Origin of the sequence: Micromonospora sp. NPDC049060 (assembly GCF_040649055.1) — a bacterium.
GTDB lineage: Bacteria > Actinomycetota > Actinomycetes > Mycobacteriales > Micromonosporaceae > Micromonospora > Micromonospora reichwaldensis.
On record NZ_JBEZEV010000093.1, the window covers coordinates 1 to 25,041 of the forward strand.

18 protein-coding genes and 1 pseudogene are annotated in these 25,041 nt (G+C 75.0%); 14 read left to right on the forward strand and 5 right to left on the reverse strand.

Going from position 1 to position 25,041, the window contains the following annotated elements:
* The first annotated feature begins 19 nt into the window (after positions 1–19).
* From AB0B83_RS25410 to AB0B83_RS25435, 6 genes and pseudogenes are all read left to right on the forward strand, one after another.
* The gene (locus AB0B83_RS25410; RefSeq protein WP_357580280.1) at positions 20–694 is read left to right on the forward strand and encodes a class F sortase; all 675 of its coding nucleotides are present in this window, start codon (positions 20–22) and stop codon (positions 692–694) included.
* Positions 695–814: 120 nt separating this feature from the next.
* A complete protein-coding gene (locus AB0B83_RS25415) occupies positions 815–1,990 on the forward strand; it encodes a cysteine desulfurase family protein (protein WP_357580267.1) in 1,176 nt (391 codons plus the stop codon).
* A 271-nt stretch (positions 1,991–2,261) separates the two neighbouring features.
* Positions 2,262–3,335 carry a tRNA 2-thiouridine(34) synthase MnmA gene (mnmA, locus tag AB0B83_RS25420; protein WP_132232496.1) on the forward strand — a complete coding sequence of 358 codons (1,074 nt, stop codon included), beginning with the start codon at positions 2,262–2,264 and terminating at the stop codon, positions 3,333–3,335.
* A 104-nt stretch (positions 3,336–3,439) separates the two neighbouring features.
* Entirely contained in the window at positions 3,440–4,444 is a 1,005-nt protein-coding gene (locus AB0B83_RS25425) for a methionine synthase (RefSeq protein ID WP_357580268.1), read from the forward strand.
* Positions 4,445–4,460: 16 nt separating this feature from the next.
* Positions 4,461–4,658, forward strand: a pseudogene (locus tag AB0B83_RS25430) (VOC family protein); the annotation flags it as partial.
* A gap of 110 nt (positions 4,659–4,768) precedes the next feature.
* Entirely contained in the window at positions 4,769–5,770 is a 1,002-nt protein-coding gene (locus tag AB0B83_RS25435; RefSeq protein ID WP_357580269.1) for an ADP-ribosylglycohydrolase family protein, read from the forward strand.
* Positions 5,771–5,922: 152 nt separating this feature from the next.
* Here AB0B83_RS25435 and AB0B83_RS25440 read toward each other — a convergent pair whose 3' ends face one another.
* A complete protein-coding gene (locus tag AB0B83_RS25440; RefSeq protein WP_357580270.1) occupies positions 5,923–6,453 on the reverse strand; it encodes a type II toxin-antitoxin system PemK/MazF family toxin in 531 nt (176 codons plus the stop codon).
* Positions 6,454–6,653: 200 nt separating this feature from the next.
* On the opposite strand from AB0B83_RS25440, the gene ligA reads away from it, so the two are divergent.
* The 6 genes from ligA to AB0B83_RS25470 all read left to right on the forward strand — a co-directional run bounded on the left by ligA (position 6,654) and on the right by AB0B83_RS25470 (position 17,650).
* Positions 6,654–8,789, forward strand: coding sequence for an NAD-dependent DNA ligase LigA (gene ligA / locus AB0B83_RS25445; protein ID WP_357580271.1), 2,136 nt, complete (start codon positions 6,654–6,656; stop codon positions 8,787–8,789).
* Positions 8,790–9,005: 216 nt separating this feature from the next.
* Positions 9,006–11,588 (forward strand): bifunctional diguanylate cyclase/phosphodiesterase, encoded by a 2,583-nt coding sequence (locus AB0B83_RS25450; RefSeq protein WP_357580272.1) that lies wholly within the window; start codon positions 9,006–9,008, stop codon positions 11,586–11,588.
* A 252-nt stretch (positions 11,589–11,840) separates the two neighbouring features.
* A complete protein-coding gene (gatC, locus tag AB0B83_RS25455; RefSeq protein ID WP_121396190.1) occupies positions 11,841–12,146 on the forward strand; it encodes an Asp-tRNA(Asn)/Glu-tRNA(Gln) amidotransferase subunit GatC in 306 nt (101 codons plus the stop codon).
* Positions 12,143–13,618: an Asp-tRNA(Asn)/Glu-tRNA(Gln) amidotransferase subunit GatA gene (gene gatA, locus AB0B83_RS25460; protein WP_357580273.1), complete on the forward strand. Its 1,476-nt coding sequence runs from the start codon at positions 12,143–12,145 to the stop codon at positions 13,616–13,618. The genes gatC and gatA overlap by 4 nt, the downstream gene beginning before the upstream one ends.
* A gap of 13 nt (positions 13,619–13,631) precedes the next feature.
* On the forward strand, positions 13,632–15,125 hold the full coding sequence (gatB, locus tag AB0B83_RS25465) for an Asp-tRNA(Asn)/Glu-tRNA(Gln) amidotransferase subunit GatB (protein WP_132232514.1): 1,494 nt from the start codon (positions 13,632–13,634) through the stop codon (positions 15,123–15,125).
* A 167-nt stretch (positions 15,126–15,292) separates the two neighbouring features.
* On the forward strand, positions 15,293–17,650 hold the full coding sequence (locus AB0B83_RS25470; protein ID WP_357580274.1) for a pyruvate dehydrogenase: 2,358 nt from the start codon (positions 15,293–15,295) through the stop codon (positions 17,648–17,650).
* A gap of 764 nt (positions 17,651–18,414) precedes the next feature.
* Here AB0B83_RS25470 and AB0B83_RS25475 read toward each other — a convergent pair.
* The 3 genes from AB0B83_RS25475 to AB0B83_RS25485 form a co-directional block, all read right to left on the reverse strand.
* Entirely contained in the window at positions 18,415–19,989 is a 1,575-nt protein-coding gene (locus tag AB0B83_RS25475; protein ID WP_357580275.1) for a metallophosphoesterase, read from the reverse strand.
* Positions 19,990–20,046: 57 nt separating this feature from the next.
* Positions 20,047–21,222 carry a PQQ-dependent sugar dehydrogenase gene (locus AB0B83_RS25480; RefSeq protein ID WP_357580276.1) on the reverse strand — a complete coding sequence of 392 codons (1,176 nt, stop codon included), beginning with the start codon at positions 21,220–21,222 and terminating at the stop codon, positions 20,047–20,049.
* A 67-nt stretch (positions 21,223–21,289) separates the two neighbouring features.
* On the reverse strand, positions 21,290–23,104 hold the full coding sequence (locus tag AB0B83_RS25485) for a SpoIIE family protein phosphatase (RefSeq protein WP_357580277.1): 1,815 nt from the start codon (positions 23,102–23,104) through the stop codon (positions 21,290–21,292).
* A 189-nt stretch (positions 23,105–23,293) separates the two neighbouring features.
* On the opposite strand from AB0B83_RS25485, the gene AB0B83_RS25490 reads away from it, so the two are divergent.
* The gene (locus AB0B83_RS25490) at positions 23,294–24,220 is read left to right on the forward strand and encodes a 2-hydroxyacid dehydrogenase (protein ID WP_357580278.1); all 927 of its coding nucleotides are present in this window, start codon (positions 23,294–23,296) and stop codon (positions 24,218–24,220) included.
* Positions 24,221–24,241: 21 nt separating this feature from the next.
* On the opposite strand, the gene AB0B83_RS25495 is transcribed toward AB0B83_RS25490, so the two are convergent.
* Positions 24,242–24,619, reverse strand: coding sequence for a PH domain-containing protein (locus AB0B83_RS25495; protein ID WP_311411017.1), 378 nt, complete (start codon positions 24,617–24,619; stop codon positions 24,242–24,244).
* A gap of 204 nt (positions 24,620–24,823) precedes the next feature.
* On the opposite strand from AB0B83_RS25495, the gene AB0B83_RS25500 reads away from it, so the two are divergent.
* The coding region (locus AB0B83_RS25500) for a hypothetical protein (protein WP_357580279.1) at positions 24,824–25,041 on the forward strand (218 nt) is incomplete at its 3' end.

A 25,041-nucleotide genomic window follows, 5' to 3' on the forward strand; every position in this document is an offset into this window, starting at 1 on the left:
CTCGCCGAAGCCCCAGTCGATGTTGCCCTCGACGGACATCTTGGCCCGCCGGTCGAGCAGCTGCTGGATCCGCTTGTGCGGGGTGACCGCGCTCACCGTCGCGACCGTGGTCGCCTGCGGCTCCCGGCCGGCCGGGGACGTCGGCGCCACCGAGGCCGCCGACCTGGCCGGCGCCGCCGCGAGCCCGCCGGCCGCCGGCCCGTCGGTGCCGGTGACCCGGGGCGGGCTGCCCGGCGGTACGCGGACCGTCCCGCCCGTACGGCTGGTCATCCCGGCCATCGACGTCACCGCCACGGTCGACGCGGTGGGCGTCAACGGCGCGACAGGCGAGTTCGAGGTGCCGCCCAGCGTGGACCGGATCGGCTGGTACCGCCACGGCCCCGGGCTGGAGGCGCAGGCCGGGTCGGTGGTCGTCGCCGGGCACGTGGACAGCGCCACCCAGGGCGAGGGCGCCTTCTTCCGGCTCCGCGAGCTGGATCGCGGCGACACCCTCACCGCCACCGGCGGCGACGGCGTCCGCAGGGAGTACCGGGTCGTCGCCCGGGAGGAGTACCGGAAGACGAAGATCCCCCTCGACCGCTACTTCGCCCGGGACGGCAAGCCCCGGCTGACCCTGATCACCTGCGGCGGGCCGTTCGACGCCGAGGCACGCCGGTACCGCGACAACATCGTGGTCACCGCCGTGCCGGCCTGACCGGACCCCCGGTTCCACGCGGACGCGGGCCGGGGCGGGAAGCGCACGCCTCCCGCCCCGGCCCCGCACGGCGTACTCCGGCCTCCGCCGGGTCCGGCTGCGGTCGTAGGCTGAACCGTGATGGCTTACCTGGATCACGCGGCGACCACTCCGATGCTCGACGAGGCACTGGAGGCGTACGTCGCCACCGCCCGCGAGGTCGGCAACGCGTCCTCACTGCACGCGGCGGGCCGCCGTGCCCGGCGACGGGTGGAGGAGTCGCGGGAGCGGGTGGCCGCCGCGCTGGGCGCCCGGCCCTCCGAGGTCGTCTTCACCGGCGGCGGGACCGAGAGCGACAACCTCGCGGTGAAGGGCATCTTCTGGGCCCGCCGGTCCGCCGACCCCCGGCGGGACCGGGTGGTCTCCAGCGCCGTCGAGCACCACGCCGTGCTCGACGTGGTGGACTGGCTCGTCGACCACGAGGGGGCCGGCGTGGGCTGGCTCTCCGTCGACGCCGCCGGCCGGCTCAGCCCCGACGAGCTGCGCGCCGAGCTGGCCGCCCACGGCGACCGGGTCGCGGTGGTGACCGCGATGTGGGCCAACAACGAGGTCGGCACCGTGCAGCCGGTCGCCGAGCTGGCCGCGGTCGCCGCCGAGCACGGGGTGCCGTTCCACACCGACGCGATCCAGGCGGTCGGGCAGGTGCCTGTCGACTTCTCCGCCGCCGGGGTCGCCGCGTTGACCGTCACCGGGCACAAGCTCGGCGGTCCCGCCGGGGTCGGCGCCCTGCTGCTCGCCCGCGACGTGTCGGCCACCCCGCTGCTGCACGGCGGCGGCCAGGAGCGCGACGTGCGCTCCGGCACCCTCGACACCGCCGGCATCGTGGCCTTCGCGGTCGCGGTGGAGGCGGCGGTCAAGGGCCAGCAGGAGTACGCGGCCCGCGTCGCCGCGCTCCGCGACGACCTGGTGGAGCGGGTCCGGCACGCGGTGCCCGAGGTCGTCTTCAACGGCGACCCGAACGACCGGCTGCCGGGCAACGCGCACTTCTCCTTCCCCGGCTGCGAGGGCGACGCCCTGCTGCTCCTGCTGGACGCGCAGGGCATCGCCTGTTCGACCGGCTCCGCCTGCTCCGCCGGGGTGGCCCAGCCCTCACACGTGCTGCTCGCCATGGGCGCCGACGACGACCGCGCCCGCTCCTCGCTGCGCTTCACCCTCGGCCACACCAGCACCTCCGCCGACGTCGACGCCCTCATCGCCGCCCTCCCGGCCGCCGTCGAGCGCGCCCGCCGCGCCGCCGCCCTCCGCACCCCCCGCTGACCCCCTCCCCTCCCACCCCGCCCCGCGCCCGCCCCACCCGTGGGCCGATCATGCAGTTGTGGCGCCCGAACCATGACCTTTCGCGGCATTCGCCCATGGCCACAACTCCATGATCGACGAGGCGGGCGGGAGAACGGGTGGACGGGAGAGCGGGCGTGGGTGGGGGCGGAGAGCGGGGTGGGAGAGCGGGGTGGGAGAGCGTGGCGGAGGGCGGGGTGGGTGGGTGGGGGTGGGGCGGGGATAGGGTCGGTGGGGTGAAGGGAGTGAGCCGGTGAGGGTGTTGGCGGCGATGTCGGGCGGGGTCGACTCGGCGGTCGCGGCGGCGCGGGCCGTCGAGGCGGGGCACGACGTGACCGGCGTGCACCTGGCGCTGGCCCGCAACCCGCAGACCTATCGCACGGGCGCGCGCGGCTGTTGCACCCTGGAGGACTCCCGGGACGCCCGGCGGGCCGCCGACGTCATCGGCATCCCGTTCTACGTCTGGGACATGGCCGACCGCTTCCACGCCGACGTGGTGGACGACTTCGTCGCGGAGTACGCGGCCGGCCGTACGCCCAATCCCTGCCTGCGCTGCAACGAGAAGATCAAGTTTGCCGCGGTGCTGGACCGGGCCGTGGCCCTGGGCTTCGACGCCGTGGTCACCGGCCACCATGCCCGGCTCGGCGCGGACGGCCTGCTGCGTCGCAGCGTCGACCTGCCCAAGGACCAGTCGTACGTGCTGGCGGTGCTCACCCGCGAGCAGCTGGACCGGTCGATCTTCCCGCTCGGGGACTCGACGAAGGCACAGGTCCGCGAGGAGGCCGCGCGGCGGGGGCTGGCGGTGGCCGACAAGCCGGACTCGCACGACATCTGCTTCATCGCCGACGGGGACACCCGCGGCTTCCTCGCCCAGCGGCTCGGCGAGGCGCCCGGCGAGGTGGTGGACGCCGCCACCGGCGCGGTGGTCGGCAGCCACACCGGCGCGTACGCGTACACGGTCGGGCAGCGGCGCGGCCTGCACCTGGACCGTCCGGCGCCGGACGGTCGGCCCCGCTACGTGCTCTCCATCACGCCGAAGACCAACACCGTGACCGTGGGCCCGGCCGAGGCGCTGGAGGTCTCCCGGGTGCGCGCCGAGCGTCCGGTGTGGACGGGCGGCCCGCGCCCCGACGCGCCGCTGGAGTGCGAGGTGCAGCTGCGGGCGCACGGGGACGTGGTGCCGGCGACGGTCGAGCTGACCGCCGACGGGCTGCGCGCCGAGCTGCGCCGCCCCGTCCGTGGCGTCGCCGCCGGCCAGGCCGTGGTGGCGTACCGGCCGGACCCGGCCGGCGACGTCGTGCTCGGCTCCGCCACCATCGCCGGCTGACCCGGGACCGGGAGCGCGCCTCCGGCGCGGGCGTCGGCAGGTCGCCCCCGTCCGGTCCCGGTCGGCCGGGCGGTGGGCGTCCGCGTACCGGATAGTCTTCGGCCGTGACAGATCAGGTGTGGCCCTGGCCGGCCGGCGCGGCGACCGGCATCGGTTCGCTTCCCGGCACCGACATCGCCGAGGCGCAGCGGATCGTCCTCGGTGAGCTTCCCGCCCTGCCCCACCTGCCGGAGCTGCCGGGCCGGGGCCCCGGCGCCGACCTCATCGGCCGGACCGCCGGCCTGCTGGTCGAGCTGCCGGTGGAGCTGTACGCCGCCCGCTGGCGGATCGCGCCGCGCCCGGGGCGGGACCTCCGCCGCGCCCGGGACCTGATGGAACGCGACCTCGACCAGCTCGCGGAGCAGGCCGAGGAGTACGCGGGACCGGTCAAGATCCAGGCCGGTGGCCCGTTGACCCTGGCCGCCTCCCTGGAGCTGCCGATCGGCGGCCGGATGCTGCGCGACCCCGGCGCGGTCCGCGACCTCACCAACTCGCTCGCCGAGGGGCTGCGCGGGCACGTGGCGGCGGTCGCCCGCCGGCTGCCGCGCGCCACCGTGCTGCTCCAGCTCGACGAGCCGTCGCTGCCGACGGTGCTCGCCGGGCGGGTGCCCACCGAGAGCGGGCTCGGCGCGTACCGGGCCGTGGATCCGAGCGTCGCCGCGTCGCTGCTGCGTACGGTCGTCAAGGCGGCCGGGGTGCCGACGGTGGTGCACTGCTGCGCGCCGGACGTGCCGCTGGAGCTGGTCCGCTCGACCGGAGCCGTGGGCGTGGCCCTCGACCTCGGCCTGGTCACCGACCTGGATCCGCTGGGCGAGGCGATCGACGCGGGGCTCGGGCTGCTGGCCGGCGCCGTGCCCACCGGGCCGTCGGCCGCCGGTCGCGCGCCGACCTCGGCGCAGGTCGCCGATCGCGTACGCCAGCTCTGGGACCGCCTCGGGTTCCCCCGCCGCCAGCTCGCCGAGCAGGTCGTGGTGACCCCGGCCTGCGGCCTCGCCAACGCCACCGGGCAGTACGCGCGCGCGGTGCTCGCCGCCTGCCGGGACGCGGGTCGGCGGCTCGCCGAGGACTGACGTTTGCCAGAAGGCCCCCGACCTGCGCCCGCCGGCGTGGCCCGACCCGGAGCGCCCCCAGCAGTTCCACCTGGACGTGCAGGTGGCGGACGTGGAGGCGGCCGAGAAGCGGGTGCTGGAGCTCGGCGCGCGGCGGCTGCCCGGCGAGGGCGACGACTTCCGGGTCTACGCGGACCCGGCCGGTCACCCCTTCTGCCTGGTCTTCTCCGACTGACCCGGACCCGTCACGCTCGGGGCGGTCCGGCACGCCCTCGCGGCCGGTTGGCGGGTGCCGGCGACGGCGCCGAGTGGTGCGGGTTGCGGGCGGGCGGCATGATCGCGGGAATGATCGACACCTCGCTCCGGCGGGCCGCCGGCTCCCTCTTCGGCCTCGCCTACGGTGACGCGCTGGGCAAGCCGACCGAGTTCCTGACCGTCGCCGAGATCGTTCGCCGCTACGGGCCGGCCGGCCCGCGCGACCTCGCCGGCGATCCGGCGCTGGTGACCGACGACACGCAGATGGCGCTGGCGGTCGGCTGGGCGCTGCACGACGCGCCGGCGCCGACCCCGGAGGCGGTCGAGCCGCTGCTGCGGAGGCGTTTCCTCGACTGGGCGGCCAGCCCGGAGAACAACCGGGCGCCGGGCATGACCTGCCTGCGGGCCTGCGCCGAACTGGAGCGCGGGGTGCGCTGGCAGGAGGCGACGGTGGCCGGCTCGAAGGGCTGCGGGGCCAACATGCGGGTCACCCCGGTCGGCCTGGTCGACGTCGACCTCGACACCCTCGCCGGGCTGGCCCAGCTCCAGGCGGGGCTGACCCACGGCCACCCGACCGGCCTCGCGGCCAGCGAGCTGACCGCGTACGCGGTGCGGCTGCTGCGCGACGGCGCGGCGCTGGCGGAGCTGCCCCGGCTGCTCGTCGACCGGGCCCGCGACCAGCGGCGGGTCTACCGCGCCGACTGGCTCGGCGACCTGTGGCAGCGCCCCGGCGTGGACGCGCCGGAGGACTTCATCGCCCGGGGCTGGGACGAGTGCCTTGCGGTCCTCGGCCGCCTCGACGCCGCGCTCGCCGGCCCGGACGACGGCGGCGACCCGTGCCGGCACACCGGCGAGGGCTGGATCGCCGAGGAGGCGCTGGCCACGGCCCTGTTCTGCGCCATCCGGCACGCCGACGACCCGGTGGCGGCGCTGGCCCGGGGCGCCACCACCGCCGGCGACTCCGACTCGATCGCCGCGCTGGCCGGCGCCTTCGTCGGCACCGCGCTGGGCATGGCGGCCTGGCCCGCCCCGTGGGCCGCCCGCATCGAGTACGCCGACCAGCTCACCACCCTGGCCCGCGCCTGGGACTGACCCGCGCAGCTACCGGGCGGCCGGCGCGGGCGGCGCGGTCGGCCCGGGATAGCGGGCCGTCGCCGGCGGCCACGCTCCAACGCGGGTCAGGCACCCGGCAGGGTCGCTCCGGCGCGGTCAGGCACCCGGCACGGTCGCCCGTTCGGCGCGGGTCAGGCGCCCGGCAGGTGGGGGAGGCGGCGGATGCGCCGCCACAGGGCGGGGTCGCAGTCGCCGGCACGGCGGGAGAAATCGGCGAGCGGGACGTGCGCCGGCTCGGCCAGGTCGACGAAGCTGTCGTGGTCGGCGTCGGGGTCCCACTCGCGGGTAGGGATGCGGACGTGGTCGTCGCGGGCGCTCTTGTCCTGACTGGTGATCTTCAGGACGTCGGCGCCCCCGTCGTCGGCCCGCAGCACCAGGCAGGGCCGCACCTTCGAGCCGGTGCCGTCGGCGTACGGCACGTCGGCCCACCAGATCTCGCCGGGACGCGGCGCCCCGGCGGGGGACCGTTCGGCGGTACGCGGTCGGGGCGGCGCGGTGGACCGGCCGGGACCGCCCGACGGCCTCCGGCGGCCGGGCCGGGTGCCCGGTCGGCGGGGCGGACGCGGAGCGGCGTCACGGCCGCCCCTCCGCCGGTCGTTCCACGCCCAGCCGGCGGCCACGGCCAGCACGATCACCGCCGCCCAGAGCAGCCATTCCGGCATCCGTACCCCCGCCTGGTCAGTGGGCGCGGCGCGGACGCCGCGGGTTCGACGGCGGAGCGGATCGGACCCCTGCGGCCCCGCCGTCCGGCGATCCTCGCACGGCGGGGGCCCCCGCGCCGGTCGGGCGCGACGGGCGGCCGGCGGATTGTCCCACCGGACCGATACGGTGCCGAGGTAGCGGAATCACGGGAGGTCGCACGGTGTCCGAGGAAACCATCGCCCAGCAGGTCACTCCGGCACAGGAGGCGGCCGCCGGCGCTGAACCGACCCCCGACGCCCGGGAACGGCACGCCACGCTCAGCCAGGAGCTGACGGAGCACCAGTACCGCTACTACGTGCTGGACGCGCCGACCATCCCCGACGCCGAGTTCGACCGGCAGCTGCGGGAGCTGGAGGCGCTGGAGGAGCAGTTCCCGGCGCTGCGCACCCCCGAGTCGCCGACGCAGCGGGTCGGCGGCACCTTCTCCACCGACTTCACCCCCGTCGCCCACGCCGAGCGGATGCTCTCGCTCGACAACGCCTTCGCCGACGAGGAGCTGGCGGCCTGGGCCGAGCGGGTCGAGCGCGACGCGGGCGGGTCGGTGCCCTACCTGTGCGAGCTGAAGGTCGACGGGCTCGCCATCAACCTGACCTACGAGCGCGGGCGGCTGGTCCGGGCGGCGACCCGGGGCGACGGCCGCACCGGCGAGGACGTCACCGCCAACGTGCGCAGCATCCGCGACGTGCCGGGCCAGCTCGCCACGTCGGCCGAGTTCGGCGACGTGCCCGAGTTCGTCGAGGTCCGGGGCGAGATCTACTTCCCGGTGGCGGCCTTCGCCGACCTCAACGCCGGGCTGGTCGAGCAGGGCAAGCCGCCGTTCGCCAACCCGCGCAACGCCGCCGCCGGCAGCCTGCGCCAGAAGGACCCACGGGTCACCGCCTCCCGGCCGCTGCGCCTGGTGGTGCACGGCATCGGCGCCCGCCGCGGCTTCCAGCCGGTGACGCAGTCCGAGTCCTACGCGGCGTTGAAGGCGTGGGGGCTGCCGACCAGTGACCGCTGGCGGGTGGTGCCCGACCTGGCCGGTGTCGCGGAATACATCGCCCACTACGCCGAGCACCGGCACGACGTCGAGCACGAGATCGACGGCGTGGTGGTCAAGGTCGACCCGGTCTCCATCCAGGGTCGGCTCGGCTCGACCAGCCGGGCGCCACGCTGGGCGATCGCCTTCAAATATCCGCCGGAGGAGGTGAACACGAAGCTGCTCGACATCGACGTCGAGGTCGGACGCACCGGCCGGGTCACGCCGCGTGCCGTCCTCCAGCCGGTCAAGGTGGCCGGCTCCACCGTCGCCTACGCCACCCTGCACAACGCCCGGGAGGTCGAACGCAAGGGCGTCCTGATCGGCGACACCGTGGTGCTGCGCAAGGCCGGCGACGTGATCCCCGAGGTGCTCGGCCCGGTGGTCGACCTGCGCCCCGCCGACGCCCGGCCGTTCGTCATGCCCACCACCTGCCCGGCCTGCGGCACGCCGCTCGCGCCGGCGAAGGAGGCGGACGTCGACATCCGCTGCCCCAACTCGCGCACCTGTCCCGGTCAGCTGCGCGAGCGGGTCTACCACCTCGCCGGCCGCAAGGTGTTCGACATCGAGGCGCTCGGCCACAAGGGCGCGGCGGCGCTGCTCGACGCCCAGGTCATCACCGACGAGGGCGACCTGTTCTCGTTGGACGAGAAGCAGCTGTCCCGCTCGCCCTTCTTCGTCAACAAGGACGGCACGCTCGGCAGCAACGCCGTCAAGCTGCTCGACAACCTGGCCGTGGCCAGGGAACGCGACCTGTGGCGGGTGCTGGTGGGCCTGTCCATCCGGCACGTCGGCCCCACCGCCGCGCAGGCGCTCGCCCGGCACTTCCGCTCCATCGAGGCGATCGACCGGGCCGGCGAGGAGGAGCTCTCCTCGGTCGACGGCGTCGGGCCGACGATCGCGGCGAGCATCCGGGAGTGGTTCGCCGTCGACTGGCACCGCGAGGTGGTCCGCAAGTGGCGCGAGGCCGGCGTACGGATGGCGGAGGAGGCGGTCGACGAGGGGCCGCGTCCCCTGGAGGGGCTCACCGTCGTGGTGACCGGCACGCTGCCCGGGTTCAGCCGCGACCAGGCGTCCGAGGCGATCCAGAGCCGGGGCGGCAAGGTCAGCGGGTCCGTCTCCAAGAAGACCTCCTTCGTCGTGGTGGGCGAGAATCCCGGCTCGAAGGCCGACAAGGCGGCCAGCCTGAAGGTGCCGGTGCTGGACGAGGACGGCTTCCGGGTGCTGCTCGACGCCGGCCCGGAGGCCGCCCGGGAGGTCGCCCGCACCGAGGAGTGACGACCGGGCGGAAGCGGCCACCGACCCGGCGGGGCAGGCAGGACGGGGGCCGACTGACCGGGCCGCGACGCGGGGGCGCCCGGTCGAGATACCAACTTAATTACGACTACGACCGATTCGCGACTGTCGTGCCGGGCATTACGACACGGAGGGCGTTTCATTGGTGGCACGGCGTGCGACCGGTCACGCCCGTGGACCGAGCCCTCGGGAGGTGTGATGGAGTCCGCGGACTCGCGAAACTCCGTTCCGCCTGGCCGGGCACGCCCGTTCTTCGCCTTCGTCTGGTCGGTGTCCGCGCTGGCGGCGGTGCTCTGCGTACGCCCGCTGCTCGACCTCCCCGCCGAACTGCCGCGGCTGCCTGTGGCGTTCTGGGTGATGGCGGCCCTGGCCGTCGGCTGCGACGCGCGCCCGTTCGTCCCGCCCGGGCGCCGGCAGACCTCCGCGGTCTTCCCGTCCACCTGCTTCACCTTCGCCATCCTGCTCGGCTGGGGGTTCGGCCCGGCGGTCCTGGTGCAGGCGGTGGCAGTCGTCGTCTCCGGCTGGCGGATGGGCCACGCCCCGTGGCGGACCGCCTTCAACGCCGCCCAGTACGCGGCAGCCCTCGGCGCCGCGTACGCGGTCACCTGGCTGGGGCCCGGGAGCATCTTCGACGGCGGCCGGCTGCGCGGCACGGACGTGCTGGCGGTGGGCGGCGCCACGGTGGCCTGGTTCGCCGTCAACTACGCGCTGGTCAGCGCGGCCGTCCGGCTGCGCTTCGGCGACCGGTGGTGGCCCAGCCTGCGGCAGGGGCTGGGCTTCGAGCTGCTCTCCACCGGCTCGTTGCTGCTGCTCGCTCCGGTGCTGGTCGCGGCGGCGCGGGCCAGCGCGGCGCTGATCCCGCTGGTGCTGGTGCCGCTGTTCGCCGTCTACCGGATGGCCCGGCTCAGCGTCGAGCAGCAGCAGCTCGCCTCGCTGGACCCGCTCACCGGCCTGCCCAACCGCAAGGCGTTGCTGGCCGAGGTCGGCGAGCAGGTGCACGTGCACTCCGAACGGGCTGCCCGCGGCGAGCCCGCCGCCCGGCTGGCCCTGCTCCTGATCGACCTCGACCGCTTCAAGAACGTCAACGACGCGCTCGGGCACGCGGTGGGGGACCGGCTGCTGGTCGAGGTGAGCGCGCGGCTGACCGACGTGGTCGGCGAGGGCATGGTCGCCCGGCTGGGCGGGGACGAGTTCGCCATCGTGATGACCGGCCTGACCGACGTCGACGAGGCACGGGAGCTCGCCGGCCGGGTGGTCCGGGCGCTGGCCGAGCCGGTGTCGCTGGACGGGTTGCCGCTCGACGTGGGCGGCTCGATCGGCATCGCGCTCTTCCCGGAGCACGGCGAGGACTTCGCGACCCTGATGCGCCACGCCGACGTGGCGATGTACGACGCCAAGCACCGCAACGACACCGTGGCGATCTACGCGGCCGAGTCCGACCACAACTCCGCCGAGCGGCTCGGCCTGCTCGCGGACCTGCGCCGGGTGCTGGAGGCGGGCCGTCCCGAGACCGCCCCGCCCGCCGGGGACGGTGCCGGCGCCCCGGGCGACGGGGCGGTGGCCGTCCCGGCGACGCCGGGCGGCCGGCTGCGGGGTGACGGGCGGGCCGGCGGCGCGCGGGGCGGGGACGGGGCCGAACTCCCGGCCGACGTCGCCGGCCTCACGCCCAGCTCCGGCCGCTGGCGGCTGCGCCGTCGCCGGGAGCGGCCCGGTCCGCCGCCCGGCGACGAGCTGATCAACCGGATCGTGACCGCCGCGGACCCGATCCGCCGCCGGACGATGGCGGCGGGGGAGACCGGCCCCGACCGGGGCGACGGTCCCGGCCGCCGCAACGGCGCCGGGCACCCCGGCGGGCAGGGCGGCGCGGTCGTACGCCGGCAGGGGCCGCCCGTCGACGACGGCGCGGGGGATCGCGGCGGCGACCGCGCCCCGACGGGCCGGCGCGGTGCCCGGCACGACGCGGCCGGCCGGCGGGACGCGGACACTGCTGCGGCCATCGACGCGGGCGAGATCACCATGTACTACCAGCCGCAGGTCGCCATCGCGACCGGCGAGGTGGTCGGCGTGGAGGCGCTGCTGCGCTGGCGGCACCCCCGCCGGGGGATGGTGGACCCGGAGGAGCTGATCCGGGTCGCCGAGCAGAGCGCGGTGATGCGGCTGCTCACCCGCCGGGTGGTGGACGACGTGGTGGAACAGCTCGCCAAGTGGTCGGCCGCCGGGATGGGCCTGCCGGCGGCGCTCAACGTCAGCGTGCGGGACCTGCACACCGGGGAGATCGCCGACCAGATCGCCGACCGGCTCGCCCGCTACGGCGTGCCGCCGCAGCGGCTGCAACTGGAGATCACCGAGGGCGCCCTGATGGCCGACCCTCGGCGGGTGCTGGCCACCATCACCCGGCTGCACCGGATCGGCGTGGGCATCTCGCTGGACGACTTCGGCACCGGCTACTCCTCCCTGCAGCACCTGCGACGGCTGCCGCTGTCCGAGGTGAAGGTGGACCGTTCCTTCGTGCTGGGGATGGTCGAGGACGCCGACGACGCGGCGATCGTCAAGTCGACGATCGAGCTGGCGAAGGCGCTCGGGCTGCGAGTGGTCGCCGAGGGCGTCGAGGACGAGCGCACCTGGCGCATGCTGCACGCGGCGGGCTGCGACGCGGCACAGGGCTGGTTCTACGCCCGCCCGATGCCGGCCGAGGAGCTGGTCGGCTGGCTGGCCCGCTACCGGCCGGTCCGCCCGACGCCCAGCCCCGACGCGGAGATCCCCCGCCGGCACGCCCGCTGAGCCACCCGTCCCGAGCGGCGCGGCCGTCGGCACACGACGCCCCGTCGCGTCGGTCGCGTCGTGTCCCGGCCGGCGGTCCGGCGGCGCGGGCCCGGAGGGGGAGTTGGGGGCGCCCCGCCGCGCCGGAGGGGGAGTCGGGGACGCGCCGCCGGGGCGGAACAATAGACTCGCTCCGGTCACCGCGCGTCACGCATCTCGGCCGCGCGGCCGACACCCGGTCCGACCCGCAGCACCGTCACGAAGGGGGCACCGATGGCCGCCATCTCCCGCGAGGAGGTCGCGCACCTGGCGCGACTGTCGCGGCTAGCCGTCACGGAGGAGGAGCTGGACACCTTCGCCGGCCAGCTCGACGTGATCCTCCAGGCGGTCGCGCAGGTCGGCGAGGTCACCGCGGCGGACATCCCGCCGACGTCGCACTCGGTGCCGCTGACCAACGTCCTGCGCGACGACGTCGTGGTGCCCGGGTTGACCCCGCAGGAGGCGCTGTCGGGTGCGCCCGACGCCGAGGAGCAGCGGTTCCGCGTACCGCGGATCCTGGACGAGGATGTGGCGTCATGAGCGATGTGACCAGACTGACCGCGACGGAGATCGCCGGGCTCGTCGCCTCCGGTGAGGCCTCCGCCGTCGAGGTGACCCGGGCGCACCTGGACCGGATCGCCGCCGTCGACGACCGGGTGAACGCGTTCCTGCACGTCGACACCGAGGGCGCGCTCGCCGCCGCCGCCGAGGTCGACGCCCGCCGCGCCGCAGGCGAGGAGCTGGGCCCGCTGGCCGGCGTGCCGGTCGCCGTCAAGGACGTGCTGACCACCAAGGGCGTGCCGACCACCGTCGGGTCGAAGATCCTGGAGGGCTGGCGCCCGCCGTACGACTCGACGATCGTGCAGCGGCTGCGCGCCGCCGGCACGGTGATGCTCGGCAAGACCAACATGGACGAGTTCGCGATGGGCTCCTCCACGGAATACTCGGCGTACGGGCCGACGCACAACCCGTGGGACCTGAGCCGCATCCCGGGCGGCTCGGGCGGCGGCAGCTCCGCGGCGCTGGCCGCGTACGAGGCGCCGCTGGCGATCGGCTCCGACACCGGCGGCTCGATCCGCCAGCCCGGCGCGGTCACCGGCACCGTCGGCGCGAAGCCCACCTACGGCGGCACCTCCCGCTACGGCCTGGTGGCGTTCTCGTCCTCCCTGGACACCCCCGGGCCGTGCGCCCGTACGGTGCTGGACGCCGCGCTGCTGCACGAGGTGATCGGCGGGCACGACCCGCGCGACTCCACCTCGATCCCGCAGCCCGTGCCGGACGTGGTGGCCGCCGCCAGGCTCGGCGCGACCGGCGACCTGACGGGCGTGAAGCTCGGCATCGTCACCGAGTTCGCCGCCGAGGGCGCCGAGCCGGGCGTGATGGCGGCGTTCCGCGAGTCGGTCGACGCGCTGGCCAAGCTGGGCGCCGAGATCGTCGAGGTGTCCTGCCCCCACTTCCGCTACGCGCTGCCGGCGTACTACCTGATCGCCCCGAGCGAGGCCTCCTCCAACCTGGCCCGGTTCGACGGCGTCCGCTTCGGCCTGCGGGTCGGCGACGACGGCAACCGGTCGCTGGAGGAGGTCATGTCGCTGACCCGGGAGGCCGGCTTCGGCGCCGAGGTCAAGCGCCGGATCATGATCGGCACGTACGCGCTCTCGTCGGGCTACTACGACGCCTACTACGGGCAGGCGCAGAAGGTCCGTACCCTCATCACCCGGGACTTCACCTCGGCGTTCGAGCAGGTCGACGCGCTGATCTCGCCGACCACCCCGTTCGTCGCGTTCCCGCTCGGGGCGCGCACCGCCGACCCGTACCAGATGTACCTGGCCGACCTGTTCACCATCCCGACGAACCTGTACGGCGGGCCGGGCATCTCGGTGCCGTGCGGGCTCTCCGACGGGCTGCCGGTCGGCTTCCAGATCATGGCCCCGACGATGGCCGACGACCGGATGTACCGGGTCGCCGCCGCGCTGGAGAGCGCCGTCGGCACGTTCACCCCACCGGCACTGTGAGGCAGGAGCTCAGATGACGACGACACTGCCCGCGTACGACGAGGTAGTCGCGCGCTACGAACCGGTGATCGGCCTGGAGACCCACGTCGAGCTGGGCACGAACACCAAGATGTTCTGCGGCTGCCCGACGGACTTCGGCGGCGAGCCGAACACCCGGGTCTGCCCGGTCTGCCTGGGCCTGCCCGGCTCGCTGCCGGTCGCCAACCGGGCCGCCATCGAGGCGACCATCCGGATCGGCCTGGCGCTGAACTGCTCGATCGCCGAGTGGTGCCGGTTCGCGCGGAAGAACTACTTCTACCCGGACATGCCGAAGGACTTCCAGATCAGCCAGTACGACGAGCCGCTGTGCTTCGAGGGCTACCTGGACGTCGAGGTGAACGGCGAGCTGGTGCGCATCGGCATCGAGCGGGTGCACCTGGAGGAGGACACCGGCAAGACGCTGCACGTCGGCGGCGCCACCGGTCGCATCCACGGCGCCACCGAGTCGCTCGTCGACTACAACCGGGCCGGCATCCCGCTGGTGGAGATCGTCACCAAGCCGGTCCCCGGCACCGGTGCGCTCGCCCCCGAGGTGGCCCGCGCGTACGTCACCGAGCTGCGCGACGTGATCCGCTCGCTGGGCGTCTCCGACGTGCGGATGGAGGAGGGGTCGCTGCGCTGCGACGTGAACACCTCCCTCAACCTGCCCGGCGAGGAGTGGGGCACCCGGACGGAGACCAAGAACGTCAACTCGCTGCGCTCGGTCGAGCGGGCGGTCCGGTCGGAGATCATCCGGCAGGCGTCCGTCCTCGACGCGGGCGGCCGGATCACCCAGGAGACCCGGCACTTCCACGAGGACACCGGCGACACCACGCCGGGCCGCTCCAAGGAGACCGCGACCGACTACCGGTACTTCCCGGAGCCCGACCTGGTGCCGCTGGCGCCGGACACCGCCTGGGTCGCCGAGCTGAAGGCCGCCCTGCCCGAGCTGCCCCGGCTGCACCGCCGGCGGCTCCAGGAGCAGTGGGGCCTCTCCGACGCGGACATGCAGTCGGTGCTCAACGCCGGCGCCGTGGAGCTGATCGAGGCCACGGTCGCCGCCGGCGCCACCCCGGCCGCCGCCCGTAAGTGGTGGCTGGGCGAGCTGTCGCGGCGGGCCAACGAGACCGGCGTGGAGCTGGCCGACATCGGGGCCACCCCGAGCCAGGTCGCCGAGCTCCAGGGCCTGGTCGACGCCGGCAAGCTCAATGACAAGCTGGCCCGTACCGTCCTGGAGGGCGTGGTGGCCGGCGAGGGCTCGCCGACGCAGATCATGACCAACCGGGGCCTGGAGGTCGTCTCCGACACGGGCGCGCTCACCGCCGCCGTGGACGAGGCGATCGCCGCCAACCCGGACATCGCCGAGAAGATCCGCAGCGGCAAGGTCGCCGCGGCGGGAGCCCTGGTCGGCGCGGTCATGAAGACCACCCGTGGCCAGGCCGACGCCAAGACCGTCCGCGAGCTGATCCTGGAGCGCCTCTCCGCCTGACCGGTGAGGAAGGGCACCTTCCTGACGTTTTCCCGTATAGGAAGGTGCCCTTCCTGACAACCTGAGCCGCCGCGTGCGTCCGTCGTGCGCGGCGGCTGTGCACGCCGCGCAGCCCGCCCGCCCCCGACCGGCCGTCAACGGTGACTGCCGGACCCCTGGAGTCGACCGTGAACCGTACCGACCTCGACGTCCTCGACGAGATCCAGCAGCGGGTGCTCTGGCTCGCGACCCGGATCGTGGACGCCGCCAACCACGACCGGGACACCGGCGACGGGGTGAAGGTCGGCGGGCACCAGGCGTCCAGCGCATCGCTGGTCACCGCCATGACGGCGCTGTGGTTCGCGCACCTCGACGCCGAGGACCGGGTGGCGGTCAAGCCGCACGCCTCGCCTGTCTTCCATGCCATCCAGTACCTGCTGGGCAACCTCGACCGCTCCTACCTGACGACGCTGCGCGCCCGGGGCGGGCTCCAGTCGTACCCGTCGCGGACGAAGGACCCCGACGAGGTCGACTTCTCCACCGGCTCCGTCGGGCTCGGCGCCGCGGCGCCGCTCTTCGCCGCCGCGACCCGCCGTTACGTCGACGCGCACTTCGGCGCCCGCCCGCACTCCCGGTTCGTCGCGCTGATCGGCGACGCCGAGCTGGACGAGGGCAACATCTGGGAGGCCGTCGCCGACCCGGCCACCACCGGGCTGGGCAACGTGACGTGGCTGGTCGACTTCAACCGGCAGTCGCTGGACCGGGTGGTGCCCGGGGTGCGGATCAACCAGTGGCGGGGCCAGTTCGAGGCCGCCGGCTGGCACGTGGTGGAGGTCAAGTACGGCCGCCGGCTCGCCGAGGCGTACGCCCGGCCGGGCGGCGAGGCGCTGCGCGACTGGATCGACGCGATGCCCAACGAGCAGTACCAGTCGCTGTTCGGGCTCACCGGCGCGGCGCTGCGCAAGCAGTTCCTCGACGGCGCGCCCGACGGCATCGAGGCGTTCATCGCCGACGTCGGCGACGACGAGTTGGGGCCGCTCGTCACCGACCTGGGCGGGCACGACATGGCGGCGATGCTCGACGCGTACGCCCAGTGCGACGCGGTCACCGACCGACCCAGCGTGGTCTTCGCGTACACCGTCAAGGGGTGGGGTCTGCCGATCGCCGGCAATCCGCGTAACCACTCGGCGCTGCTCACCGCCGAGCAGGTCGACGCGCTGCGCACCGCCCACGGGCTGACGCGCGAGACCGAGTGGGACCGCCTGGAGCCGGCGTCGGAGGCCGGCATCCGGGCCGGCGAGCGCCGGGAGGCGCTGTCCCGCGCGCCCCGCGAGCGGGCGCTGGGCGTCACCGTTCCGGACACGACGCGGGTACGCGCGAACAAGCCGATCTCGACGCAGGAGGTCTTCGGCCGGGTGCTGGTCGAGCTGGCCCGCAACCCGGAGGTGGGCCGCTACCTGGTGACCACCGCGCCGGACGTGGCGACCTCCACCAACCTGGCCGGGTTCATCAACAAGACCGGCGTCTTCGCCCCGACCGAGCAGCGGTCCTGGACCGAGGACCGGATGCTGCGCTGGACGGAGAGCCCCGCCGGGCAGCACATCGAGCTGGGCATCTCGGAGATGAACCTGTTCCTGCTGCTCGGGCAGCTCGGCCTCGCCTGGGACCTGTCGGCGCAGCCGCTGCTGCCGGTCGGCACGGTCTACGACCCGTTCGTGCTGCGTGGCCTGGACGCGTTCCTCTATGGCACCTACTCCGGCTCCCGGTTCGTGGTCGCCGGCACCCCGTCGGGCATCACGCTCGCCCCGGAGGGCGGCGCCCACCAGTCGACCATCACCGCCTCGGTGGGCCTGGAGCTGCCCGGGGTGACGTTCCTCGAACCCGCGTACGCGGCCACCCTGGACTGGCTGCTCTGCGACGCCCTGGGACAGATCGCCGGCGGGGCCGCCCCGTCGGCGACCGCCGCTCCCGCCGAGGACGGGGCGTACTACTTCCGGCTCAGCACCCGCCCGATCGACCAGGCGCCCTTCGAGGCGGCGCGGGCCCGGCTCGGCGACGCGGTGCTGCGCCGGCAGGCGGTCGCCGGGGCGTACCGGCTGGTGGACGCCCACGAGGCGTACCCGCACCTGGCCGACGCCCCCGTGGTGCAGCTCGCCGCCTCCGGCGCGGTGCTGCCCGAGGTGCTCGCCGCGGCGGCGGAACTGGCCGAGGAGGGCATCGCCGCGCACGTCGTCGACGTCACCTCGCTGGACCGGCTCTACCGGGCCTGGCAGCGCACGCTGCGCCAGGGCGTACGCACGGCCACCGTGCCGAGCGTGCCGGGCGCGCTGCGCTCGGCGTTCGTGGACCGGGTGCCGGTGGTGACGGTGCACGACGCCGCCTCGCACGCCATGGCCTGGCTCGGGTCGGCGCTCGCCGCCCCGGCGGTGCCGCTGGGCGTGGACGAGTTCGGCCAGTCCGGCAGCGTCCACGAGCTGTACGACCTGCACGACCTGCTGCCCGGCAGCATCGTCAACGCCGCCCTCGCGGCCCTGTCCCTGCGCTGACCCTGCCCTGACCCGCAGGAGCCTGTCGCGGCCCGTCACCCGCCGCGCGGGCGTCCGGCACCACGGGGCCTGGCACGGAGGGTCGTCCGTTGCTTACGCATGGCCGGCAGGGCGGCGGTTGCAGCTGCTGGGCGCGGTTGCGGGTGGACGGCGGCGGCTGGACGGGCCTGCGGCGTGGGTGCAGGAGGGCGGCCGGGACCCGGTCCCCAGCCTTGTGCTGCGAGACGCTCGAGCCATCGCCGAGGAGCGTCAAGGCCTCCTACGGTCATCCGGCGCAGGGCCAGCCGATGATCGCGGAGCTGATTACCGACAGTAATTCAGGCCCTGTGTGACGGAGTGTGACAGCGAGCGGGAGGTGCGGCAGTGCCGCTTGCGCCCTTTGCTCTGCACCCACGGATGCACCATGCCTCTGACCAGCTACGGCGCAAATCACGCCCGGTGAATGCCGACAGCGGATCGCTGCTGTCAGTCACTGGTGCATCCGTGGCTGCAGAGCAAAGCGTCCGAGGGTGCGGTCGGCCCCGAACGAGGTCGCTTACTGAAGGTGACGGCCGCAGCTGGCGGACGGCGGCGCGGTGACGGCCAGGAACAACCGCTCGATGCCGTCGATGGCCAGCATCACGACCGCGGCCACGTCGGCGTGCGCGACGACTCGGGGACCAAGGCCGGGCGATCAGGGGCAGGGCAGTCAAAGGCGCGGCGGTCAGGCGGGGCGCGATCCCACGCGTGGCGTTCAGGGCGTGCCGGGTCGACACCGGCGGCGGTCAGCGGGTCGGGGTGGGGGTGACCGGGACGGGAGCGCCGGCCTTCGGGTCCTCCACGACGTGCCGCTCCAGGTTCACCTGCGCCTGCCCCGTGCCGCCGACGGTGATGTCGTCGTACGCCTGGAGCAGCTTGTCCTTGTCGAAGTAGAGCACCGTCATCGACAGCGGGGTGGGCTTCTCGCCCTCCAGGCCGCGCAGGCCGGCGCCGCCCGTGGACCCCTGCACCATCAGCTGGGTGGGCCCCTTCCCGGGCACCTCGGGCAGCTTCGAGACCTGCCGGGCGTGGGTGTGCCCGGCGAGCACCAGCGGGCACGCGCCCGACAGGGGTCCGGCGGAGGCCGGGTCGTGCACCAGCGCGATGTTCACCGGGCGCGGCGAGCTGCGTACGGTGGCCGCGAGCTGGTCGCCGACGCCGATGAGCTGGTCCGCGGTCTGCTGGGTGAGCCCGCTGCCCGCCGGCGAGGTGTTCTTGTCGGGGGTGAAGCGCGGGTCGCCGATGCCGGCGATGGTCAGCCCCGCGACGGTGGTGGTCGTGTTGCTCAGCACGATCGCGTTCGGCTGGCGGGCCACGGCCGCCGCGGTCCGCCCCGAGTCGTGGTTGCCCCGGATGTAGACGTACGGCTTTCTGAGCAGGCCGATCGAGCCGACGTACGAAGCCTCCGGCTCGGAGCCCCAGTCGGTGATGTCCCCGGTGTCGATCACCACGTCGATGCCGAACTGCTCGACGACGGTGCGGATGAGCTGCCAGCCGGTCGGGTTGAGGTGCATGTCGGAGACGTGCAGCACGCGGGTCGTGCCGGGGGCGGGCTCGTAGACCGGCAGCGACGACACGGTGGTGTAGAGCTGGCTGACGTTGCCGACGATGCGCTGGAGCTGCTCGGCGTACCGGGTGTAGTCGTTCGCGATCCGCCGGGCGTCACCGACGATCGCGGGGGCGTTGACCAGCAGCCCCTCATAGCGCGGCTCCTCGATCGACTCCGGCCGGATGGTGGTCGCGGCGGTGCCGAGGCTGGTCGCGGTGATCACCAGCGCCAACCCGCCCGCCCAGGCCGCCCGGCGGGTGTCGCGGAAGAGCAGCAGCGCCAGCAGCAGGGTGACCAGCACCGTCGAGGCGAGCGTCCGCAGGCCGAGGCGCAGCACGCCCTCGCGGACGTCGTCGACGGCCGACTGGCTGGCCCGGTTGATGCTCGCCGGATCGTCGAGCAGCGCCTCCGTGCGGCTCTGGTCCAGCGCGCCCAGCTCCACCGTCAGGTGGGTCGGCCCGTCGTGGCTGTCGAGCAGCAGCGCGCCCAGCGGCGGGATGTCGACGGTGGTGCCGCCGCCCAGCGCCGGCGCGACCGTGAGGTCGGCCTGGAACGGGCCGATGTCCGTGCTGACCCGGCCGCCGGCGAGCACGCCGATCACCACGCCGACCAGGGCGACGACGAGGACCGCCAGGGTCCACCCGGTCGCGCGGAGGGCTCGCCGGCCGGTCCGGTCGGCGCCACCCCGCCGCAGCGCCGGGCGCGGGGCGGGACCGGTCGCCGGGGCGTCCTCGCCCCGGTTCGCGTGCTGTTCGTTCTCCTGGCCGTCCATGGTGAGATTCTGACCTGCCCACTGAAGGATCTTGGGAAACCCGGACGAGCCGGTGCGTCAGCTCCGGCCGGCTCCGCCGCCCGCGAAGACCAGCCGCAGCAGCCGGTCGTCCTCGGGTTGCGGCTGGCCCCGCCCGTCGTGGTTGGAGGTGCTCACCCAGATCGAGCCGTCGGGAGCGGCGGCCACGGCACGCAGCCGCCCGAAGCGGTCGGTCAGCAGCTCGCGCGGCTGGCCGAGCACGGTGCCGGTGTCGGTCAGCTCGACCAGCCAGAGTCGCTTGCCGCGCAGGCACGCGGTGACGAGCAGCCGGTCCACGGCGGTCAGCCCGGAGCAGGACGCGTCCGACGTCGGCCACTGGGCGACGGGGTTGACGAAGCGCTTGTCGTCGCCGCGCCCCTCGACCGTCGGCCATCCGTAGTTGCGCCCCTTGGTGACCTGGTTGATCTCGTCCCAGGTGTTCTGGCCGAACTCCACGGCGTACATCCGCTTGCCGGCGTCCCAGGCGATGCCCTGGACGTTGCGGTGGCCCAGCGACCACACGGGGGAGTTCGGGAACGGGTTGCCGGGCGCCGGCTTGCCGTCCTTCGTGATCCGCAGGATCTTGCCGCCGAGGCGCTTGGCGTCCTGCGCCTGCGGCCGGTCGCCGGCGTCGCCGGTGCTCGCGTAGAGCAGGCCGTCCGGGCCGAAGGCCAGGCCGCCGCCGTTGTGGATGCCGGCCTTGGGGATGCCGGTGAGGATCGGGGCCGGCGTGCCGCCCAGCTCCAGCCGGGCGATCCGGTTGTCCCGCTCGGTCGTGTAGTAGACGAAGACCGACTTGTCGCGCTGGTAGTCGGGCGAGACGGCGATGCCCATCAGCCCGCCCTCGCCGGAGGCCGCCACGTCGGCGATGGTCTGCACCGGGGTGACCTTCAGCCCGTCGGGCCCCGACTCGGGGCCGACCCGCAGGATCCGGCCGTTGTCGCGCTCGGTGACCAGCGCGGCGCCGTCGGGCAGGAAGGCGATCCCCCACGGCACCCGCAGGCCCTTGGCCAGCACGGTGGTGACGACCTCCTGGCCGGCGCCGCCGGGGCTCGCCGTCGCCGACGGTGTCGGGAAGGTAGGCGGCTCACCGGCCGGGTCGGGCTCCGGCTCGCCGAGGCTGCAACCGGCGGTCGCCAGCAGCAGCGCCGCGCACGAGGCCGCCAGGGCCGTCCGGAGACGGTGGGTGCGGGGGTACGGGGGACGGGCGCTCACCCGGCCCAGGGTAGCCCGCCGGAACGTCCCACCGGGGTCGACGGATCGGACCGACTCCGTGGGGTGGTCAGATCGCCCGGACGGCCAGCAGCGCGACGTCGTCCTCCCGGTGGGGCGCGGCGGTCAGCAGCAGGTCGCAGAACTCGCCCAGCGGCAGCCGGTCCGTACCGCCCAGCCGGGCGACCAGCTCGGCCATCCCCTCGTCGATGGACCGGTCCCGTCGCTCGATGAGGCCGTCGGTGTAGAGCAGCAGGGTGTCCCCGGCGGCCAGGTGGGCGTGCCGGCTGGTCCGCCGCACCGGACGGTTCAGCCCGAGCAGCGGCTCCGGCGTCCCGGCGAGCACCTCCACCGTGCCGCCGGCCCGGACCACGAGCGGCGCGGGGTGGCCCGCGTTGCACCAGGTGACCCGCTGGCCGCCGGCGTCGTCGGCGTGCAGCCGCACCAGGGTCGCGGTGGCCGCGGCGGGGATGCGCAGCCCGCGGATCGTCTCGTCCAGGCGGCTCATCAGCTCGCCGACCGCGTCGGGCCGGCCGTACGCGTTGCCCCGGACGAGGTTGCGCAGCTGTCCCATGGTCGCGGCGGCCTCGATGTCGTGCCCGGCCACGTCGCCGATCGCCGCGATCAACTCCCCGCCGGGCTGACGGAAGGCGTCGTACCAGTCGCCGCCGACCTCGACCCGGTCCGCCGCCGGCTGGTAGCGGGCGGCCAGTTCGAGGTCCCGGGTGACCGGCAGTTCCGGCAGCATGCTGTGTTGCAGCACGTGCGCGACGTGCCGCTGTTCGCCGTACATCCGGCTGTTGCCGATCGCCTGACCGGCCCGGCGGCCGATGTCCTCCGCGATGAGCAGGTCGCTGTCGTCGAAGTCGCGCCGCTGCCGGCCGTTGATCAGGGTGATGCAGCCCAGCACCCGCCCGGCGTCGGTGATCGGCACGCTGAGGTGCGAGGAGAAGCCGAGGCGGGCGGCGAGTTCCGGCATCTCCGGGCCGATCGCGCCCCGGCGCACGTCGTCGAGGGTGGCCGCGGCGGCCAGTACGGGCCGGCCGGTGCGCAGCACCGCCCGGGTGATCGAGTCGGGGCTCAGCCCCGTGCGCATCAGCTCGGCGAAGCGGGCGACGTCCGGGGCGCGGGACGGGTCGCGGTGCGCGGCGGTCACGTCGCGTGGCGCCCCGTCGGGCCCGACCAGGGTCACCAGCGACCAGTCGGCCAGCAGCGGCACCATCGTGTCGCGCAGGTGGCGCAGCGCGGTGGCCACGTCGAGCGTCCCGGCCAGGGTCCCCGCCAGCCCGGCCAGCAGCTCCAGCCGCCCGTTGGCCTCCTCCGCGCGCCGCCGGGCCTGCTCGGCGCCCTCCAGCGCGATCCGCAGCCGCAGCTCCGAGGAGCAGGCGGCGGCCAGGTCGGCGAGCGTCCGTAGCTGCTCGGCGGTCCAGTCGCGCGGCTTGTCGTCGATCGCGCAGAGCGACCCGAGGACGTGTCCCTCCAGGTCGGTCAGCGGCATCCCGGCGTACGCCACCACGCCCAGCTCGGGCACGGCGAGGTTGTCCCGCAGGGCGGGGTGGAGCCGGGCGTCCGGCAGCACCATCGGGGTGCCGAGGCCGACGACGTGCTGGCAGAACGAGTGGCTCAGCGGGGTCTGCCGCCGGTCGGCCCACGGTGGGGCCAGGCCCACCTCGCCGGGGAAGAACTGGCGCTCGGCGTCGACCAGGGAGACCAGCGCGACCGGCACGTCGAGCAGGTCCCCGACCAGCCGGGCGAACCGGTCGAACGCCTCGTCGGGGGCGGCCGACAGCCGGGTCTCGGCGAGGGAGCGCAGCCGATCGGGATCGCGGAGCGCCGAGATCGGGTCGGCACGCTCCGGGGCGTCGTCGCGGGAGCCTTCGGTCATCGACCACCTGTCCGTGCCGATGGAGGCCGACCGGCACTCCGGTCCTCCCTTATACCCCCTCCGGACCGGAATCGACGCGGTCGCCGGACCGTCGCCCTGGTCACTCGCCCGCGTCGGGCGGGGGCCGTCCGGGTGTCGGGAGCCGCCCCGCCCGGCGTACGCCACCGCCGGGGGCTATCGTCGGCGGGCGTGAAGGTATGGATCCCGCACCAGGCCGGCCGGACGCTCCTCGGTGAGCTGCCGCCGGAGGTCACGGTCGAGGTGGCCGAGGACGTCTCCCGGCTCCCCTCGGAGACTGCCGGCGTCCGGTTCTGGGTGCCGCCCTTCCTCGCCGGCGGGGACGCCACCGCCCTGCTGGGCGAGCTGCCCGACCTGGCGGTGGTGCAGCTCCTCTCCGCCGGGGCGGACGCGTGGGCCGGCCGGGTCACGCCCGGCGTGACGCTCTGCGACGCCAGGGGGGTGCACGACCCGTCCACCGCCGAGTGGGTGGTCGCGGCGATCCTCTCCCAGCTGCGCGCCTTCCCCGCCCTCGCCCGGGCGCAGGCCCGGCGCGACTGGGCGTACGACGAGGTGGCCCCCACCGACGAGCTGACCGGCAAGCGGGTGCTGATCGTCGGGGCGGGCTCGATCGGCACGGCGGTACGCGACCGGCTCGCGCCGTTCGAGGTGAGCTTCACGCTGGTGGCCCGGACGGCCCGCCCGGAGCAGGGCGTGCACGGCGTGGCGGAGCTGCCGGGGCTGCTCCCCGAGGCCGACGTGGTGGTGCTGCTGGTGCCGCTGACCGAGCACACCCGGGGGCTGGTGGACGAGAAGTTCCTCGCCGCCATGCGGGACGGCGCGCTGCTGGTCAACGCCGCCCGTGGGCCGGTGGCCCGGACCGAGGCGCTGGTCGCCGAGCTGCGTACCGGCCGGATCTCGGCCGCGCTGGACGTCACCGACCCCGAGCCGCTGCCCGCCGACCACGAGCTGTGGACGATGCCGAACGTGCTGCTCACCCCGCACGTGGCCGGATCGGTGCGCGGCCTGCTGCCGCGCGCGTACCGGCTGGTCGGCGACCAGGTCCGCCGGTTCGCCGCCGGCGAGCCGCTGATCAACACGGTGGTGGACGGCTACTGAGCGGTGCCGGCGCGACGGTGCTCAGCCGGTCGCGCCGGGCAGGCTCTGGCCGGTGGCCGAGATCAGCCTGGGCAGGTCGGTGCCGCGTACGGCCGGCAGCGTGACGCGCTGGCCGTCGTCGAGCCGGGCGACCGCTCGGCCGCGCGGGTCGGCGGCCAGCTCGACGACCCGGTCCCAGCTGATCCGGCGCTGCCCGACCAGCGCCCGCAGGCGCAGCTCGCGGGCGTCCGCGTCGGTGCCGGCCCGCCACGCCCACACCGTGACGGCGAGCGGGACGAGCAGCACCGGCAGCAGGTACCACCGGGCGCCGGCCACCGGCAGGGCGCCGAAGAAGGCGACGATCGCGGCGGCCAGGATGGCCTGGTTGTGCCGGAAGTGGACGGTGTCGGAACTGCTCACCCCCCGATGATCCCACCCCCGCCGGCCCCGGTACGCGCCGGGCGGCACCGGCGTGGACCCGAGCGTCGGTGACGGGGATCACTGTCGACTCGGCGTCACCGACTTCGTGGTCCGCTCGTTGGCGACTGATGGGCAGTGGACCAACCCCGGGTCCGCGGCCCCGCACCGTCGCACCGCCCGTGCCCCCTCACGAAGGCGACCGCCGTGCCCCTCGCGTACCCGCAACGCGCGTCCATCCCCCGTCCCGCACTGCCGGACACCCTCGTCCTCGCCGCCGTCGCGCTGCTCCTGCTCGCCGGCGCGGCCGGTCGGGTGCCCGCCCTGGCCGTCGTGGCGCTGGCCGGCTGGTCTTCATGTCCTCCCGCACCGGGGCCTTCTCCGATCCGTCCTGGCTCGGCTCCTGGACGATCTTCTACTGGGCG

Excerpts from the sequence above, each read along its gene's own strand:
- AB0B83_RS25410 (WP_357580280.1), top strand. The coding sequence starts at position 20 with ATGTTGCCCTCGACGGACATCTTGGCCCGCCGGTCGAGCAGCTGCTGG.
- AB0B83_RS25415 (WP_357580267.1), top strand. The coding sequence starts at position 815 with ATGGCTTACCTGGATCACGCGGCGACCACTCCGATGCTCGACGAGGCA.
- AB0B83_RS25435 (WP_357580269.1), top strand. The coding sequence starts at position 4,769 with ATGATCGACACCTCGCTCCGGCGGGCCGCCGGCTCCCTCTTCGGCCTC.
- AB0B83_RS25440 (WP_357580270.1), bottom strand. The coding sequence starts at position 6,453 with ATGCCGGAATGGCTGCTCTGGGCGGCGGTGATCGTGCTGGCCGTGGCC.
- AB0B83_RS25450 (WP_357580272.1), top strand. The coding sequence starts at position 9,006 with ATGGAGTCCGCGGACTCGCGAAACTCCGTTCCGCCTGGCCGGGCACGC.
- gatC (WP_121396190.1), top strand. The coding sequence starts at position 11,841 with ATGGCCGCCATCTCCCGCGAGGAGGTCGCGCACCTGGCGCGACTGTCG.
- gatA (WP_357580273.1), top strand. The coding sequence starts at position 12,143 with ATGAGCGATGTGACCAGACTGACCGCGACGGAGATCGCCGGGCTCGTC.
- gatB (WP_132232514.1), top strand. The coding sequence starts at position 13,632 with ATGACGACGACACTGCCCGCGTACGACGAGGTAGTCGCGCGCTACGAA.
- AB0B83_RS25475 (WP_357580275.1), bottom strand. The coding sequence starts at position 19,989 with ATGGACGGCCAGGAGAACGAACAGCACGCGAACCGGGGCGAGGACGCC.
- AB0B83_RS25485 (WP_357580277.1), bottom strand. The coding sequence starts at position 23,104 with ATGACCGAAGGCTCCCGCGACGACGCCCCGGAGCGTGCCGACCCGATC.